Raw genomic sequence first — 17792 nt, 5'->3', positions numbered from 1 at the left:
CGCTCATCCGCCACAACGACCGTTTCCCTCAAGGACATCGAGGAGAGGGCATGTCCCCGCGTACGAACGACAGCGCGCCGGAGAGCGACGGCGGCGAGCAGCCGCCCGCCGGGCCGGAGGCCGGGACCGCCGAGACCGGCACACCGGCTTCGGCGACCGGTACGGCCGGGGCCATGCCCGAGGAATCCGCGGGGGGCGCCACGACCGAGGAACCCTCGGTGGGCGCCACGACCGAGAAGCCCTCGGCGGGCGCCACGACCGAGGACCCCTCGGCGGGCGCTACGACCGAGGAATCGCCCGCCGACGCCGTGGCTCAGCAATCCGCGGCCGCCGCCCCGGCCGAGGAGTCCGCAGCGGCGGCTACGGCCAAGGAGTCACCGGCCGACGCCAGGGCCGAGGAGCCCGCAGCGGGAGCTGCGGTCAAGGAACCGCCGACCGGCGCCGCGCCCGAGAAGCCCGCCGGCGCCACGGCCAAGAAGTCCCCGGCCGACACCACGGCCGAAGAGCCCGCAGCGGGAACTACGGCCAAGGAGCTCCAGGCCGGTGCCGTGGCCCAGGAGGCCCCGGCGCAGGAGGCCGTGGCGCCGAAGGCCCTGGCGCAGGCCCCGGGGTCCGGGGCCGATGGCGTGCGCGACGAGCGTGTCGCCGCCGTCCGCCGGCTGTCCGTGTCCGGGCGTCGTTGGCGCGCGGCCCAACTCGGCTTCTGTGCGGCCGCGTTGGCGGTCGCACTCACCGCCGGGGCCGTGGTGCTCGGCGCCGTCCGGGACGGCGGAACCGCCAATGCCGCCGCCGCGCCGGTCGCCGTGTCCCCGCAACTGCTCGCCAGTGGCGACCTGGACGCGAGCATCACCTCCCTCCAGGCTCACCTCCGGGCCCAGCCCAAGGACTTCGGCGGCTGGGCGACGCTCGGCCTCGCGTACATCGAGCAGGCCCGCACCAAGGGCGACCCCTCCCGCTACCCGCAGGCGCAGCGCGCACTGGACCGCTCCCTGCGACTGCGGCCCGACAACGACCCGGCGCTCGCCGGACGCGCCGCCCTCGCCGCCGCCCGGCACGACTTCCACGGCGCCCTGACCTACGCGGACCGGGCGCTGAAGCAGAACCCGTACAGCGAGCGCGCCCTGTCCTCCCGTATCGACGCCCTCGTCGAACTCGGCCGCTACGACGACGCGTCGAAGGCCGCCGACGTGGCCGACCAACGGCGCCCCGGCGTCCCGGTCTTCACGCGGTACGCCTACGTCCGGGAACTGCGGGGGGACGTGAAAACCGCCCGCCGCGTCCTGGAGCAGGCGCTGAGCACCGCCACGAGCCGCGGCGACATCTCGTACGTCGCGTCGGCGCTGGGCCAACTCGCCTGGAACCAGGGTGAGTACAAGGCGGCCCTCACCTACTACGCGCGCGCCCTCGCCGCCGACGACAGCTACCTCCCGGCTCTCGAGGGCCGGGCCCGCGCCCAGGCCGCGCAGGGCGACAGCGCAGCGGCGATCCGCGGTATGGAGCAGGTCGTGGAGCGCTTCCCGCTGCCCCAACCACTGGTGGAACTGGGTGAGTTGTACGAGGCGCGCGGCAAGAAGGGCAATCCGCAGAAGGCCCGCGACCAGTACGCGCTGGTCGACGCCTGGGTCGCGCTGGCCCGCGCCAACGGCGTCAACGCCGACCTCGACACGGCCCTGGCCGCCGCCGACCACGGTGACGCCAAGGCCGCGCTGAAGGCGGCCCGCGCCGAATGGGCCCGCCGCCACACCGTGCACACCGCGGACGCGCTCGCCTGGGCCCTGCACGTCAACGGCCGCGACAAGGACGCCCTGCCGTACGCCCGTCGGGCCACCGCCACGGGCTACCACAACGCGTCCTTCCTCTACCACCGCGGCATCATCGAGCGCGCCGCCGGCGACGCGAAGGACGCCCGCGCCTCCCTGAAGTCGGCCCTCGACCTGAACCCGGGCTTCTCACCGCTCGGCGCCCGCGAGGCCCGCACGGCACTGGGGGCGGCGAAGTGAACCCCCGCCGCGCGTTCGCCTCCTGCGCCGCCGTACTCACGGCCGCCTGCGCCCTCGTCCTCGTCCCGTCCGGGCCGGCGAGCGCGCATCCGCTCGGCAACTTCACCGTCAACCGGTACGACGGTCTCGTCGCCGCCCCAGGACAGCTCCGGGTCGACCACGTCGAAGACCTCGCGGAGATCCCGGCGACCCAGGCCAAGCCGGAGATCAAGAAGCTCGGCATGACCGACTGGGCGCGGCAGCGGTGCGAGACGGCCGCGCACGACAGCAAGGTGACCGTCGGCGGCCGCCAGGTCGCGCTCTCCGCCGGCACCAGCCACGCGCGCGTGCGGCCCGGCCAGGCGGGGCTGAACACCCTACGGGTGGAGTGCCGGCTGACGGCACCCCTGCCCAAGGGCGACTCGGTCACCCTCGGCTTCCACAGCGCGGGCGCCACGTCCGGCCCCGGCTGGCGGGAGATCACCGCGCGCGGCGACCGTATGACGCTCACCGCGTCGGACGTACCGAAGAAGTCGGTGTCACAGGAACTGACCAGCTACCCCAAGCAGTTGCTGTCGTCCCCGGCCGACACCGCGGCCGCGTCCCTGCGGGTACGCCCCGGCGGCCCCGCGCTCGTCGAGGAGCAGCGGGACGCACCCGCCGCCTCCGTGCTCCCGCGCGGCGCCGACCGCTGGACCCGGGCGCTGGACGGTCTGGTGGCCCGCCACGATCTGACGGCCGGCTTCGCCGCGCTGGCGCTGCTCATCGCGGTCGGCCTCGGCGCGCTGCACGCGCTCGCGCCGGGGCACGGCAAGACGCTGATGGCCGCGACGGCGGCGGCCCGCGGCGGCCGCGCCACGCTTCGGGACGTCCTGCCGCTGGCCGCGTCGGTGACGGTCACCCACACCTTGGGCGTGGTGGCCCTTGGCCTCCTGGTCACCGCCGGTTCGGCGGCCGCGCCCTCGGTGATCGCCTGGCTGGGCATCGCGAGCGGGGTTCTGGTGACGACGGCGGGCATGACCCTCGTACGACGGGCTTGGCGGAACCGGGTGCCTGCGCACGGCCACGACCACGGGCACAAGCACGACCACAGCCACGACCACGACCACAGCCACGACCACGGCGATCACGTGCATCACGATCACGCGGACCACAGGGAACACGCGCACGAGCGGCCCCTGGTCCTCGCACACGCGCACGGCGAGACCCACGCGCACGACGCACCCCACACCCACCCGCACGACCAGAACCACAACCACAGCAACAGCCACAAGCACAACGAGAACCACGGCCACGGCCACGGCCACAAGCACGACCACGACCACGACCACAAGCACCCCCACTCCCCCACCCTCGAACACACCCACGGCGGCTTCACCCACACCCACGAGATCGCCCCCACCCTCCGCGGCACGATCCTGCTCGGCTTCGCCGGCGGGCTGGTGCCCAGCCCCTCGGCCGTCGTCGTCCTGGTGGGCGCCGCGGCGCTGGGGAAGGCGTGGTTCGGGCTGCTGCTCGTCGTGGCATACGGCGTCGGACTCGCCCTCACACTGACCGCGGCCGGGTTCGCCGTGGTCAAGCTGGGCAGCGGGATGACACGTGTGCTGAACCGGCGTCCCCGCTGGACCGACGGGCCGATGGCCGCGCTGGTGCGCAGGACCGTGCCCCTGGGGTCCGCGTTCGTCGTCGTAGCTCTCGGGGCCGGATTGGTGCTCAAGGGGGCGGCATCCGCACTCGGGTGAGCTACTTTTGGGGAGAAATCACGCGGAGTGGAGCAATCGCGCGGATGCGATGGGGGGACGCCCGTGTCCGAAGAACCGGGCAGTGAACGTGTGATCGCGGGACGCTACCGCCTGCTGTCCCCCCTCGGCGAGGGCGGCATGGGCACCGTGTGGCGCGCCCACGACGAGGTCCTGCACCGCGAGGTCGCGGTCAAGGAGGTGCGCGCCCCGGCGGGGCTCCCGGCCGCCGAGATCGAGCGGATGTACACCCGGCTGGAGCGTGAGGCGTGGGCCGCCGCCCGCGTCGCGAACCGGAACGTCGTGACGGTCTACGACGTCGCCCACGAGGACGGCCGCCCCTGGATCGTCATGGAGTTGATCCGCGGGATCGCGCTGTCCGACCTGCTGGACGCCGAGGGCCCGCTCTCGCCGCAGCGGGCCGCGCACATCGGCGCCGAGGTGCTCGCCGCCCTGCGCGCCGCGCACACGGCGGGGGTGCTGCACCGCGACGTCAAGCCGGGCAACGTCCTGATGGCGAACGACGGCCGGGTGGTGCTCACCGACTTCGGCATCGCCACGGTCGAGGGCAGCTCGGCGCTGACCATGACCGGCGAGGTCATCGGCTCGCCCGAGTTCCTCGCCCCCGAGCGGGCACTGGGGCGTACGCCGGGACCCGAGTCCGACCTGTGGTCGCTCGGCGTCCTGCTCTACGCGGCCGTGGAGGGCAACTCTCCGTTCCGCCACGACACCCCGCTGAGCACGCTCCGCGCGGTCGTGGACGAGGAGTTGCCGCCGCCGTTCCGGGCGGGCCCGCTGGCCCCGGTCATCGAGGGGCTGCTGCGCAAGGACCCGGCGGACCGCGTCCCCGCCGAACAGGCCGAGCAGGACCTGCGGCTGATCGGCGCGGGCGGCACCCCGCGCACCGGCACGTCGGCCTACTCGCCCACGGTCACCGCCTTCCCGGGCCCGTCGGACACTCCTCCGCGCCCGGTCCCCGCCTCGGCAGCCACACGGCCCTCGGCGGCGCGCGCGGAGGCGGCCTCCCCCGAACCCGCCCGCAACCGACGCGCGGCCGTCGCCGTCATCGCGGGACTGGCCGCGCTGGCCCTCGCCCTGGCGGGACTGACGTACGCCCTGCTGACCCGTGACAACGGCGGCGGCACGGCAGGCACGACGAGCAGCAGCTCGAACGGGAGTGCCGGAGGCGGGAGTTCGAAAACCCCCGAGGACGACAACGCCGACGGCGGGGGCGACCACAGCTCGGGCTCCACTCCGGGAGGCGGCGGTGGCGGCGGCGGTACGACGACCCCGCCGGCCCAGTCCGTGAAGGTGACGGTCACCGGCGTGCACACCGACTACTCCGGTGCCTGCCCGCCGCCCACCGCCCAGGCGCCCACGTTCACGGCGACCTTCACGGTGGGCCGGGTGCCGGTCGAGGTGGAGTACCGCTGGGTGACCAAGAAGGGCGAGGTCCCGGATCCGGGCTGGAAGACGCTGTCCTTCCCGGCGAGCGGCGGAAAGACCCAGCAGAAGCAGGTGTTCGTCACCACGTACGACACGAGCGGAACGATCTCGAACGAGATCGCCGTCGAGGTGCGCGACCCGGTGCGCACGACGTCCAACTCCGTGCCGTTCTCGGTGACCTGTGCGACGGAGACCCCGACGGACGGGGCCTCCGCTTCCGGTTCACCTTCGCCTTAAAAATTCAGGCCTTAAAAATTCAGGCCGTGGGAGCTCAGGCCACGCTGTTCATGACCGGCAGATAGCCGCCGGACTGGCCGGCCGCGGTCGGGTGGTAGGACTGGCCGATGTTCAGCAGGTCGAGACTGTGCAGCCAGGTGCTGCTGGAGCAGATCTCATGGCCGGTGAAGGTGCTCTTGACGTCGCCGAAGGTGAAGCCGTGGTCGGCGGCGCGCTTGGCGATGGCGCTGTTCAGATAGTCGGCCGCGTCGTTGATGGCGGACCGCTTGGTCTCCGAGAGGCCCGCGAGGCAGGAGCCGCCCAGTTTGTAGAAGCGGGGGTAGCCCAGCACGGCCACATGGGCCGACGGGGCCTTCGTGCTGATCGCCGTGTACACGCTGTCGAGTTGGCCGGGCAGGGTGGAGTCGACGTACGCCTTCGCCGTGTTGATGCGGGAGAGGCAGGCGCTGTCGGACTGGAGCACACAGGTCGTCATGACGTCGGAGAAGCCCGCGTCGTTGCCTCCGATGGTGAGGGAGACCAGGCCGGTGGACGAGTTCAGGGTGCCGAGCTGATTGGCCAGGACATCACCCGTACGAGCGCCCGAGCAAGCCATGAAACTGAACGACGAGGGTGAATGCGCGGCCTGCCAGAGGTACGGATAGGCCTTCGAACTGCGCTTGCAGTCGCCGCTGGAGCTGAGGTAGCTGCCGGCGCCGACACCGGACGAGTACGAGTCGCCGAGGGCCACATAGCCCGTGGCCGCGGCGGCTGGGGACGCCTGCGCCGTCGCTGCCCCGGTGAGGGCGCAGCCGACGGCGAGGAGGAGTGAGGTCACGTATGCCGTAATTCGGGAACGTCTCATGGAACCTCCCTTTAGCAGGATCTCTGCCGTAACCGTCGTACCAGCTACGCGTGTTGACAGGAAGTGTCCATGCCAAGACTTCTCGGCACTTTCCGGGGTCGCCCCGGGGTGCTCACGGCCCCGTTGATTGCGTGCTCATGTCAGACTCATGACAGGGTCTCAACTCCCTTGAGCCACCCCCGTAGATGGCCGAGGCTTTACTCAACCCAGGGCGGAACACGACGCTCCAGGGCCGTGTGCGTGATGACGCGCGCACCCCCCACAGCCGTGCGCCCCACCCAGGCGCGCCGCTGCCCAGAGGAGGACTCCCTCGTATGGCACAGCTGCGTAGCAAGAAGATCCGGATCGCCGCGATAACCGCCGTGGCGACCGGCGCCCTCGTGGGCGGATTCACCGCACTGCCCGCCCAGGCCACCCCGGCCGAGGGCACGGTGCTCGCCGCCGGCTCCCCCACCGCGATCAAGGGCAGCTACATCGTCACGCTCAAGAAGGGCACCGGCTTCAAGGCCGCGTCGAGCAAGGGCAAGGGCCTGATCAACGAGTACGGCGGCACGGTGAAGAAGACGTTCGGCGCCGCGCTGAACGGCTACACGGCCAACCTCTCCGCGACCGAGGCCAGGAGACTCGCCGCCGACCCGGCGGTGGCCACGGTCGAGCAGAACCAGACGGTGCACCTGACCGACACCACGCAGTCCAGCGCCCCTTGGGGCCTCGACCGCGTCGACCAGACCTCGCTCCCGCTCTCCACCACCTACACCTACCCGGACACGGCGGGCAGCGGTGTGACGGCGTACGTCATCGACACCGGCGTACGCATCACGCACGCGCAGATCAGCGGCCGGGCCTCGTACGGCTATGACGCCGTGGACGGCGACACCACCGCCTCCGACGGCAACGGCCACGGCACCCATGTGGCCACCACCATCGCGGGCTCGACCTACGGCGTCGCCAAGAAGGCGAAGATCGTGGCGGTCCGGGTGCTCGACGACGCCGGCTCCGGCACCACCGCGGGCGTGATCGCGGGCATCGACTGGGTGACCAACAACCACAGCGGCCCCTCCGTCGCCAACCTCTCGCTCGGCGGCGGCGCCTCCACCTCGCTGGACACGGCGGTGTCGAACTCCATCGCCAGCGGTGTGACCTACGCGGTCGCGGCGGGCAACAGCAGCGCCAACGCCTCCTCGTACTCCCCCGCCCGGGTCGCCGCGGCGATCACGGTCGGCGCCACCACCAGCACCGACGCCAAGGCCAGCTACTCCAACTACGGCTCGGTCCTGGACATCTTCGCGCCCGGCTCCTCGATCACGGCGGGCTGGAACACCAGCGACACGGCCACGAACACCATCTCCGGTACGTCGATGGCGACCCCGCACGTCGCGGGCGCGGCCGCCGTCTATCTGGCCGGCCACACCTCGGCCACCCCGGCACAGGTCGCCTCGGCCCTGACCGGCGGCGCCACCACCGGCAAGGTCACCAGCGCGGGCACCGGATCGCCGAACAGGCTCCTGAAGATCGTCCCGTAACCACCGGTCCCGTCGACCCGCACCACCGTTCCCCGGAGGCGTCCCGCGCCTTCGGGGAACGCATGTTTAAAGCGGCCCCGGAACCCGCGCGAGCGCCGTCCGCATCTTGACGGCCCCCCGTCCGCTGCGCGACATTGAAGCCCGGCATCCGGCGCTTCGGGGGGCAAAGTCGCCAATGCAGACCATACGCATCAAGACACCTTCAACAGACAGCGCACAGCGGTCGGGGCAGGGTCCGGGGAGGGACCTGTCGCCGCTGCTCGCGGGCGCAGCGACCGCGATCGGAGGAGTCGGCGCGGTCCTCGCGCTCGCCGACGTGGACTCACCCCTGCGCGGCCCGTTCACGCTGTTCTTCCTGCTCGCGGCGCCGTCCGTCGCCATCGGCGCCGTGCTGCGCGGGCTGGAACCCTTCGGTCGCGTCCTGGTCTCGGTTGCGGGAGCCGTCGCCGTCGACATGCTGGTGGCCCAGGGCATGCTGGCCGTGCACCGCTGGTCGGTCCACGGCGGCATCGCGGCCGTCACCGCGATCAGCTCCCTCGTTCTCCTGCTGGTACTCGTACGGCGGCTGCGCGGCCGTACGGCAAGAAGACGGGCCTGACGACGTGGACATCAGCGTGTACCGCCCCGGCGAACTGAGCGCCGCCGACCGGGCGGCCTGGACGGCCTTGCAGTCGAAGGCCCATCTGGACGGCTCGCCCGAGCTGGCGAACCCGTTCCTGTCCCCCGAGTTCACACTCGCGGTGGGCCGCTGCAGACGCGGCGTACGTATCGCGGTCGCCCGCGAGGACGGGGAGCCCGCCGCGTTCTTCCCGTTCCAGAGGACGGCCACCGGCGTGGGCCGGGCCGTCGGTCTCGGTGTCTCCGACTGCCAGGGCCTCGTGCACAGGGCCGGCTTCACCTGGGACGCCCAGGAGCTGCTCCAGGCCTGCGGGCTCGCCCTGTGGGAGTTCGACCACCTGGTGGCAGGCCAGGCGCCGTTCGAGGCGGGAGCCGCCGGCACCTTCCCGTCCCCGGTGATGGAGGTCGACCAGGGCTACGAGGCGTATCTGCGCGGACTGCGCGCCCGGTCGCCGAAGTTCACCAGGACCACGCTCGCCAAGGAGCGCAAGCTCGGCCGGGACACCGGCGGCGTGCGCTACGTCCACGACGAGCGCGATCCGGCCGCGCTGCGCACACTGATGACCTGGAAGTCCGCGCAGTACCGCAGGACCGGGCGCAGCGACCGCTTCGCGCACGCCTGGATCACCCACCTGGTGCAGCAGCTCTTCCACTCCCGCTCCGAGCCGTTCGCGGGCATCCTCTCGGTGCTCTACGCGGACGACAGGCCGGTCGCCGCTCACTTCGGACTGCGCAGTGAGCGGGTGCTGGCGTGCTGGTTCCCGGCGTACGACCCGGCGTACGCGAAGTACTCGCCCGGGCTGATCCTGCATCTGCGCATGGCCGAGGCCGCGGCGGCGGACGGCATCGCCCATCTGGATCTCGGCCGGGGTCAGAAGGATTACAAGGATTCCCTCAAGACACGGGAAATCGCCGTGTCCGAGGGGTGGGTGACGCGCCGTCACCCGATCGCGTTCGGGCACAGGGCGCATCGCGCCCCGGTCCGGGCACTGCGCAATGCGGTGCTGTCCCGGCCGGAGCTTTTCGAGTCGGCCGACAGGATACTCAAACGGATGGGGAAAATCCGTTCGAGTCGTTAGGTAACGGCCAAACCAACAAAAACGTGAGGCCTCGTTCCAGGTCTTGCCATAAAGGCTCAATCATCAATACCGTCGTACATCTCACCCGCATCGGTCCATCATCACGCGGCTCCAGGGGAGGGCTCAGGTACCGCGATGGTCCCGGCGCGGGGCGCGGTAGGGGGGTGCCGTGCTCGGTGACCGCAACTGTGCCGAGTCGTGCCGCGCGACCGACTGCCGTTCTCACGACAGACGGCCGGCTTTGCCAGCTCACCCGGCATGCACGGAGATCCATTTCGTCATGCCGTAAGTGGGAACACAACCCCCCTTTCGAACCGGACACAGAGCCGGACCGCCCAGGGGCGGGCGGTCCACCGGACGAGAGGGACCAGACTCGTGAGCTCATTCCTGCGCCCGGCGGTTTCGGGCCAAGATCCATTTACGACCGGTAATTACCGGGCCATCTCATCTCACCTGGCGATCACGCCTCCGGTGAGTGTCGTGATTCCCGCCATGAACGAGGCGGAGAATCTTCCCTACGTCTTCAAGTCCCTTCCCGACTGGATACACGAAGTGGTTCTGGTCGACGGCAATTCCACCGACGGCACCGTCGAGGTGGCCCGCGAGCTGTGGCCCGACGTCAAGGTCGTCGAGCAGCGGGGCAAAGGCAAGGGCGATGCGCTGATCACCGGGTTCGAGGCCTGCACCGGCGACATCATCGTGATGGTCGACGCGGACGGCTCGGCCGACGGCCAGGAGATCGTCAGCTATGTCTCGGCGCTGGTGTCGGGGGCCGACTTCGCGAAGGGTTCGCGGTTCGCCAACGGGGGCGGCACCTCCGACATGACGCCGATCCGCAAGCTCGGCAACCGGGTGCTGTGCGCGGCCGTCAACGCCAAGTTCGGCGCCCGCTACACCGATCTCTGCTACGGCTACAACGCGTTCTGGCGGCACTGCCTGGACCAGATCGACCTCGACTGCACCGGCTTCGAGGTCGAGACCCTGATGAACATCCGGGTGGTCAAGGCCGGTCTCAAGGTGCAGGAGATACCGAGCCACGAGTACCTCCGCATCCACGGCGCGAGCAATCTGCGGGCCGTGCGGGACGGGTTGCGGGTACTCAAGGTGATCCTCAAGGAGCGCTCCAACCGGCGCGCGCTGCGCAGCAGGCCGCACGCCATGCAGCTCAACTCGGGTCAGGGAGAGGTGTCTTGAGCAGTCCGGACATCTCGGTGGTGATCTGCGTCTACACCGAGGACCGCTGGGCGGACATCCTCGCGGCGGTCGCCTCGGTGCGGGCGCAGTCCCGCCCGGCGCGCGAGACGCTGCTGGTCGTGGATCACCACCAGACACTGCTGGAACGATTGTCCCGGGAGTACAAGGAGGTTCCCGAGGTGCGGGTGCTCGCCAACGCGGGCCCCCGCGGCCTGTCCGCGGGCCGCAACACCGGGATCGCGGCCTCGCACGGCGAGATCATCGCGTTCCTGGACGACGACGCCGTCGCCGAACGGGACTGGCTGCGGCACTTCGCCGAGGGGTACGAGGACCCGCGGGTCATGGCCGTCGGCGGCCGTACGATGCCCATCTGGGCGTCGGGCCGCCGCCCGGCCTGGTTCCCCGAGGAGTTCGACTGGGTGGTGGGCTGCACGTACAAGGGCCTGCCGCCCGGCCGCGTGCGGGTGCGCAACGTCCTCGGGGGCAACGCCTCGTTCCGCCGGACGGCGTTCGACGCGGCGGGCGGTTTCGCGACGGGCATCGGGCGCGACGGCGACAAGCGTCCGCTGGGCTGCGAGGAGACGGAGCTGTGCATCCGCCTCACCCGGGCCAGACCGGACGCGATCCTGCTGATCGACGACCGTGCCGTGATCCATCACCGGGTGCCGGAGCCGCGCGAGCACTTCGCCTACTTCCGCACCCGTACCTACGCCGAGGGTCTCTCCAAGGCCCTGGTGGCGCGAAGTGTCGGCGCCGGCAAGGGACTCGAGTCCGAGCGCCGGTACACGACCCGGGTCCTGCCCGCCGGGGTCGCCCGCGGTCTGCGCGACGCGGCGCTGGCCCGCCCGGGCGGCGCGGGCCGTGCGGGCGCCATCGTCGCCGGGGTGCTCACGGCGGCCGGCGGGTATGTGCTCGGCAGTGTCCGGGCCCGTAGGGGCGGCGCCACCTTCTCGGTGGTGGAGCCCCCGGACAGCGAGGGGGAAGCAGCATGAGGGAACCGGCCGTGCCGATTCTCATGTACCACTCGATCGCGACGGCGCCGAACGACGCGACCCGCGCCCTGTCCGTCGCCCCCGAGGCGTTCGCCGAGCAGATGGCGCTGCTCGGCGACCTGAAGATCACTCCGGTCAGCACCGCGCAGCTCGCCGAGAGCTGGCGCTCGGGCGGTCCGCTGCCCGAGCGCCCCGTCCTCATCACCTTCGACGACGGCTACGAGGGAGTGCACCGGCACGCGCTGCCGGTGCTCGCCGAGCACGGTTTCGCGTCCACCCTGTTCGTCTCGACGGGCTGGATCCGGGGCGCGTACGACACCGGTGGCGGCCTGGACACCATGCTCGACTGGGACCAGGTCCGCGAACTCGCGGACGCGCAGGTGGAGATAGGCGGCCACAGCCACACGCATCCGCAGCTCGACGAGATCGACGACGACGCTCTCCGGTTCGAGCTGCTGCGCTGCAAGGAGATCGTCGCCGACGAACTGGGCGCCCGCCCGGTGTCGTTCGCGTACCCCTACGGCTACTCCAGCCGCCGGGTGCGCGAGGCGGTGCGCGAGGCGGGTTTCGCTCAGTCGCTCGCCGTCGGCAACGCGCTGGCACGCCGCCGCCAGGGCCCGTACGCCCTGCGGCGCGTCACCGTGCGCCGCAGTACCGGTGTCGAGGAGTTCACGCGGCTCGTCGAGGGCCGTGCGATCGCCCTCGACTTCGCCAGGGACCGCGCCCTCACCAAGGGGTATGCCATGGTCCGCAGAGCACGACAGGTCCGCCGGAAGGCCATCCGTTCCCGTGTCTGACACGACCACCACCCAGGCCGAGACACCCACCACCGAGGCGGCCGCGCAGCAGTCCGGCCGCCGCCTTCGCCTGCCCGGCCGGGGCAAGGGCGCGGGCGGCGGCAGCCAACTGTTCCGCAACGCCTACGCCCTGATGCTCAACACCGGTATCTCCGCGGTGCTCGGCCTGGGCTTCTGGCTGGCCGCGGCCCGGTACTACGACGAGTCGGCGGTGGGCCAGGGCTCCGCGGCGATCGCCGCGATGAAGCTCCTCGCGGGCCTGACCGCGGTGACACTCACGGGCGCGCTCGCCCGCTTCATCCCGGTCTCCGGACGCGCCACCGGCCGCCTCATCTTCCGTACGTACGCGGGCAGCTCGGTCGTCGTCGCACTCGCCGCGGTGGTCTTCCTGCTGACGCTCAACGCATGGGGGCCCTCGTACCGCTTCCTGCACGGACCGCTCAACGGGCTCGGCTTCATCGTCGCGGTCGTCGCCTGGTCGCTGCTGACCCTTCAGGACGGGGTGCTGACCGGGCTGCGCAGCGCGCTGTGGGTGCCCGTGGGCAACACCGTGTTCTCCGCGGTGAAGCTGGCCCTGCTCGTCGCCTTCGCGGTGGCGATCCCGGCCAGCGGCGTCTTCGTGTCCTGGGTCGCGGCGATCGCCACGTCCGTGGTGCCACTGGGCTGGCTGGTCTTCCGGCGCCTGGTGCCCCGGCATGTGAAGGCGACCAAGGACCACACGCGGCCGCCGACACTCAAGGAGGTCGGACGGTTCCTGGCCGGCGACTACACCGGCTCGCTGTTCTCGCTCGCGGTGGTCTACCTCGTACCCGTGATCGTCGCCTCGCAGGTCAGCTCCGAGAACAACGCGTACTTCTACATCACCACGACCATCGGCGGAACGGTCAACCTGCTGGCCATCAACATGGGCGCCTCGCTCACCGTCGAGGGCTCGCACGACCCGGCGCGGCTCGCCGCGAACACCCGGGCGGCGCTCAGGCGGATGGCCCGCCTCATGCTGCCGGTGTGCGGGATCCTGTTCGTCGGGGCGCCGTTCATCCTGCGCGTCTTCGGTGAGGGCTACGCACACGCGGCGACCCCGCTGCTGCGCTGGTTCGCCGTCGGAGCGCTGCTGCGCGTCGTCATGGAGACGTACTTCGCGGTCCTGCGCGCCCAGAGCCGCACCTCCGGACTCGCCTATCTCCAGGGCCTGCTGTGCGTCCTGGTGCTCGGGCTGACGCTGATCCTGCTCCCCCGTATGGGCCTGACCGGCGCGGGCGTCGCGGAGATCTCCAGCCTCGCCGTGATCGTGGCGATCGCCGCGCCCAAGCTGTTCAAGATCGTGCGGACCGCGCCGTCGCCCGCCGTGCCCGAGGACGCGGCGCCGGACGGCGACCTCGCCGATCTGGGGGCGCGCGAGGCCGCCGGGGCGGGGAGTGGTCCTTCCTGGGCGAGGAAACTGGACGCCGACACCCTGGCGCTCGGCCTCCACGTCGACTTCGACCACCTGGAACGCCGGCCGGATGTGCGTCCGGGCCCGGGCACACCGCCCACCGGGTCGCCCGCGGTCCGGCCGGACCGCCGGCCGACCTGGGCCCTGCGGGTGCAGTCGGCCAGGGAGCCCGAGCCGCACGTGGGCCTGCCCGTGGAGGAACGGGAGCCGGGCTCCGAGGCGTCGCTCGGGCCCGCCGAGGTGCCCGAGGTGGACGCGCCGTTCACGGGGGAGGCCGTACAGGCGCGGGCGTCCGTAGGGGAGTCGGGGGCCGTACGGGAGCCGGAGGCTCCGTCTCCGGGAGCGCCGCCGGACACTCCCCTGTCCCTGCGGGACCGGCTGCGGCCGTCCCGTCCCGGGGTCGTCCTGGGCTGTCTGCTGGTCTCGGCGCTGCTGCTGTACTGGGTGCCCGCGCTGGGCCTCGACGAAGCCGCGCTCGACCGGATGGGCGGCCTCGGACTGATCTCGGTCCTGCCGATGCCGACCCTCGTCGGTGCCGCGCTGCTGGTCGTGGTCTTCGCCTCGCTGCTCTGGCGGACCCGCGAGCACCAGGGGCTGCTGCTGTTCACCCTGCTCGCCACCGTGGTGTCGCTGCACGCGCTGCCCGCGGTGATCGAGACCGAGCCGCGGTTCGCGACGGCCTGGCAGCACCTCGGGTTCCTCGACTACATCGACCGGACCGGGTCGGCCGTGCCCGACCTGGACGCGCGCTGGAGCTGGCCCGGCTTCTTCGCGGTGGCCGCGTTCGTCGCCAAGGCCTGCGGGGTCACCGATCTCACCGAGGTCATCCGCTGGTGGCCGATGACCGTCCAACTCCTCTATCTGGCACCGCTGTTCCTGCTCGTACGCTCGCTGCGGGCGGGCTGGCGCGCCAAGTGGACCGGCATCTGGATCTTCGTGCTCAGCGGCTGGGTCGGCCAGGACTACTTCTCGCCGCAGGGCTTCACCTATCTGCTCTACCTGGCCTTCGTGGCCATCCTGCTGGTGTGGTTCCGGGCGCCGCGCGTGCTGTGGAGCACACGGCGTCCCGGCGAGGCGGAGGTCGAACCCGCCGGCCGGCGTCAGCAGGCGGTTCTGCTGATGGTCCTGATCGGCCTGTTCGCCGCGACCGTCCCGGCCCACCAGCTCACACCGTTCGTGATGCTGGGCGTGCTGGCGGTGCTGGTCCTGGTGGGCCGCTCCGAGCTGCGCGGTCTGCCCATCCTGTTCGCGGTCGTCGTCGCCGTCTGGATAGGCTTCATGGCCGAGCCGTACTGGTCCGGGCACTTCGACGACCTCTTCGGCGGGGTCGGCGGCGTCGGCAGCAATGTGTCGACCTCCGTCTCCGGACGTATCCAGGGCGGCAGTTCCACCCACAAACTCGTCCTCTACACCCGCGTGCTGCTCGCCGGCGGCGTGCTGGCCCTGGCCTGCTGGGGCTGGTGGCGGCGGCGCGACCACAAGTACCGGGAGCGCTCGCTGCTGGTGCTGACCTTCGTGCCGTTCCTGGGCTTCGGCATGCAGTCGTACGGCGGCGAAATGGCGCTGCGCGTCTTCATGTTCGCCCTGCCGGGCGCGGCCCTGCTCGCCGGGCTCGCCCTGTTCCCGCGCACCGGCGTCACGGCCGAGGAACGGGACAAGGACCGGGTGAGCCTCGCTCCGGTCGCGGCCCTGCTGGCGGGCCTGCTGCTCATGGGCGGCTTCCTGGTGGCCCGCTGGGGCAACGAGCCGTTCGAGCGGATCCGCCCCGGCGAGGTCGCGGCCATGAACTACGTGTACGAGCACGACAAGCCGAGCGTGCGGCTGCTGTGGCTCAGCAACGACACCGTCGACAATGTGACGCCCGCGATGCCGTGGGGCGCCCGGGACATGGAGAAGGTGGAGTACGTGCCGACGCTCGCGCCCAGCGATCCGGTCCTCGTGTCGGGTCTGGTCAAGTCGCTCAAGGACGCGGGCCCGAACTCGTATCTGATGATCAACCGCAGCCAGGTCACCTACCTTCAGCTGGACGTGGGCTATTCCACGACCTGGGAATCCCGGCTCGTCCGCAACCTGGACGACCGGCAGGAACTGAAGAAGGTCCTCGTCAACGACGACGTGACCATGTACACGCTGCGCAAGCAGCCGGCGGGCAAGGTCCCGAAGCCCGATCCGGGGCCGATCGGACCGCAGGTGACCTGGACTCCGTGGTCCGTCGTCGGCGGCCTGGCGGCCGTGGCGCTGGTGCTGATGCTGACCGCGCGCGAGGTCGTACGGGTCGCGGTGCGGCCGGGCGTACGGCAGCTGCAATGGCTCCAGAGCAGCTTCTGGTTCTCGCTACCGCTGCTCGCCGTGCTGCTGGCGTCACTCGTGCAGCGGTTCATGACCATGAAGTAGCCCGTCCAGCGGTTCATGCCCCGGTTCCTGACCGGGCGGCAGGGCGGCGGATCACGGGGTGAAGTGGCTCAGCGCCGCAGCCACTTCACCCCGTACGCCGGCAACTCGAACCGCTTTCCGTCGACCTTCGCGCTGATCGCCCGGTCGAGGGTGTTGACCACGAGGACGGCCTTGTCGTCGGCGAGGACGCGGACATTGGGCACGTCGTCCTTGGCGACCGGCACCGTTTCGTACGTCGTCCCCGGCGGGAACTCCTTGCCGAACCGCGAGACCAGGTCGTACATGGGCAGTTTCGTGCCGCCGTCGCCGCCGGAGGTCGGGGTCCACAGGCAACCCGCGCAGTCGGAGCCCCGCTCCTCCTCCGGGTTCCAGTAGAAGCCGGAGGAGGCACCGCCCCTGGCCATCGCGATCATTCCGGTGGCCTGGACGGCGACGCGCCGGGTCTCGGACCAGCCCGTGCGGTCGTCGTTGCCGTCGGCGGGCTCGACGTAGTACTCGGCCCACCACAGCGGCAGGCCGCGGGTCCGCGCACGCACCCACTCGCCGACGGCCGTGAGCTTGTCCGTGGCCGCGAACTCGTTCGGCAGGAGGTCGTCGTCCTTGGTGTAGCTGGAGCCGTCCACGACGACGAAGTCGGCGCCGGCCTTGTTCCTGTTCCAGTAGTCGAAGGCGTCGAGGACGCGCTGGTCCATGGCACCCCACGGGCCCTTCACGGCCGTCGAGGCGTTCTCCTGCTGGCGCGGGTCGACGCTGTCCATGACCAGGTAGGGCCCGCCCACCATGTTCTTCTCGTCGACCTTCTTCAGGGCCTTGTAGACCAGGTTGTACAGCTCGGTGTAGCCCTCGTAGTCCCAGCGGGCCCTGGAGTCGTTCCAGAAGCCCTTGAACTCGTTCCAGACGATGAAGTGGCGTACGTCCGGATAGCGCTTGGCGACCGTCACGGCGAGCGCCGCGAAGTCCTTGTAGTGGTCGGGATCCGGTGCGGTCTCCAGGGCGGACCGGCTCCAGTCGGTGTTGTCCGCACCGGACTTGCCGCCCTTCATCCAGTCCGGGGCGCAGCACAGGGTGACCACCGGCGTGCCGCCGGACTCGCGGATGAAGTCGATGCGGCGGTCCATCTCCGCGAAGTCGTAACGCCCCTTGACGGGCTCGGGGTTGCCGGCCCCCCAGCCCATGATGTGCTGGATCTGGGGCACCGCCCGCTGCGCGAGCAGCCCCTCGACGCGCTGGGTGGCGTCGCCGCTGCCCTCGTCGGCGCTGAACTGGGTGTGGGTGAAGCCCCAGCCCACTTCCGGTCCGGTGTTCTTGGGCGGGACGGCGGGCGTGCCGTGCACCTTGTCGCCGTCCCGGGAGGTGCCCTCGGTGCTGCCGCCGCCCGAGGGCAGCGTGTTGATCAGGGTCACCACCAGGGCCAGAGCGGCCACACCCACGCCGAGCAGTGCGGTGAGGCGCCACCGCCGTGCCCCCGAATTCCACCCATGACGTCCCATCATGGGCAACAGTATCGGCGGGAATCGG

12 protein-coding genes are annotated in these 17792 nt (G+C 71.3%); 10 read left to right on the top strand and 2 right to left on the bottom strand.

Features of this window, described 5'->3' with window-relative positions; all coding sequences use genetic code 11:
- Positions 1–50: 50 nt before the first annotated feature.
- From GTY58_RS34165 to GTY58_RS34155, 3 genes are all read left to right on the top strand, one after another.
- Positions 51–2000, top strand: a complete 1950-nt coding sequence (locus GTY58_RS34165; protein ID WP_037646399.1) for a tetratricopeptide repeat protein — start codon at positions 51–53, stop codon at positions 1998–2000.
- Positions 1997–3721 (top strand): sulfite exporter TauE/SafE family protein, encoded by a 1725-nt coding sequence (locus GTY58_RS34160; RefSeq protein WP_010987980.1) that lies wholly within the window; start codon positions 1997–1999, stop codon positions 3719–3721. Before GTY58_RS34165 ends, GTY58_RS34160 begins: the two co-directional genes overlap by 4 nt.
- Positions 3722–3784: 63 nt before the next feature.
- Positions 3785–5401, top strand: coding sequence for a serine/threonine-protein kinase (locus GTY58_RS34155; RefSeq protein ID WP_037646397.1), 1617 nt, complete (start codon positions 3785–3787; stop codon positions 5399–5401).
- A 34-nt stretch (positions 5402–5435) separates the two neighbouring features.
- On the opposite strand, the gene GTY58_RS34150 is transcribed toward GTY58_RS34155, so the two are convergent.
- Positions 5436–6245 (bottom strand): SGNH/GDSL hydrolase family protein, encoded by an 810-nt coding sequence (locus GTY58_RS34150; protein WP_010987978.1) that lies wholly within the window; start codon positions 6243–6245, stop codon positions 5436–5438.
- A gap of 314 nt (positions 6246–6559) precedes the next feature.
- Between GTY58_RS34150 and GTY58_RS34145 the strand changes: the two genes are divergently transcribed.
- From GTY58_RS34145 to GTY58_RS34115, 7 genes are all read left to right on the top strand, one after another.
- The gene (locus GTY58_RS34145) at positions 6560–7768 is read left to right on the top strand and encodes a S8 family peptidase (RefSeq protein WP_037646393.1); all 1209 of its coding nucleotides are present in this window, start codon (positions 6560–6562) and stop codon (positions 7766–7768) included.
- Positions 7769–7943: 175 nt separating this feature from the next.
- Complete coding sequence (locus GTY58_RS34140; RefSeq protein WP_202497554.1) at positions 7944–8366, top strand: hypothetical protein; 423 nt, start codon at positions 7944–7946, stop codon at positions 8364–8366.
- Positions 8367–8370: 4 nt separating this feature from the next.
- On the top strand, positions 8371–9465 hold the full coding sequence (locus GTY58_RS34135; RefSeq protein ID WP_010987975.1) for a GNAT family N-acetyltransferase: 1095 nt from the start codon (positions 8371–8373) through the stop codon (positions 9463–9465).
- 375 nt (positions 9466–9840) lie between these two features.
- Positions 9841–10659: a glycosyltransferase family 2 protein gene (locus GTY58_RS34130; RefSeq protein WP_010987974.1), complete on the top strand. Its 819-nt coding sequence runs from the start codon at positions 9841–9843 to the stop codon at positions 10657–10659.
- Positions 10656–11651: a glycosyltransferase family 2 protein gene (locus GTY58_RS34125; protein ID WP_037646390.1), complete on the top strand. Its 996-nt coding sequence runs from the start codon at positions 10656–10658 to the stop codon at positions 11649–11651. The genes GTY58_RS34130 and GTY58_RS34125 overlap by 4 nt, the downstream gene beginning before the upstream one ends.
- A complete protein-coding gene (locus GTY58_RS34120) occupies positions 11648–12448 on the top strand; it encodes a polysaccharide deacetylase family protein (protein WP_010987972.1) in 801 nt (266 codons plus the stop codon). The genes GTY58_RS34125 and GTY58_RS34120 overlap by 4 nt, the downstream gene beginning before the upstream one ends.
- Positions 12441–16274, top strand: a complete 3834-nt coding sequence (locus GTY58_RS34115; RefSeq protein WP_037646388.1) for a membrane protein — start codon at positions 12441–12443, stop codon at positions 16272–16274. Before GTY58_RS34120 ends, GTY58_RS34115 begins: the two co-directional genes overlap by 8 nt.
- A gap of 68 nt (positions 16275–16342) precedes the next feature.
- Here GTY58_RS34115 and GTY58_RS34110 read toward each other — a convergent pair whose 3' ends face one another.
- A complete protein-coding gene (locus tag GTY58_RS34110; RefSeq protein ID WP_037646633.1) occupies positions 16343–17764 on the bottom strand; it encodes a xylan 1,4-beta-xylosidase in 1422 nt (473 codons plus the stop codon).
- Positions 17765–17792: the final 28 nt, after the last annotated feature.

This window comes from Streptomyces sp. SID5469 (genome assembly GCF_009862865.1).
GTDB classification, from domain to species: domain Bacteria; phylum Actinomycetota; class Actinomycetes; order Streptomycetales; family Streptomycetaceae; genus Streptomyces; species Streptomyces avermitilis.
Note: the sequence above shows the minus strand (reverse complement) of the source record. Positions and strands in the feature narration are given on the sequence as shown.

Coding starts and splice junctions, on each gene's coding strand:
- GTY58_RS34165 (WP_037646399.1), top strand. CDS start 51: ATGTCCCCGCGTACGAACGACAGCGCGCCGGAGAGCGACGGCGGCGAG.
- GTY58_RS34150 (WP_010987978.1), bottom strand. CDS start 6,245: ATGAGACGTTCCCGAATTACGGCATACGTGACCTCACTCCTCCTCGCC.
- GTY58_RS34145 (WP_037646393.1), top strand. CDS start 6,560: ATGGCACAGCTGCGTAGCAAGAAGATCCGGATCGCCGCGATAACCGCC.
- GTY58_RS34140 (WP_202497554.1), top strand. CDS start 7,944: ATGCAGACCATACGCATCAAGACACCTTCAACAGACAGCGCACAGCGG.
- GTY58_RS34120 (WP_010987972.1), top strand. CDS start 11,648: ATGAGGGAACCGGCCGTGCCGATTCTCATGTACCACTCGATCGCGACG.
- GTY58_RS34110 (WP_037646633.1), bottom strand. CDS start 17,764: ATGGGACGTCATGGGTGGAATTCGGGGGCACGGCGGTGGCGCCTCACC.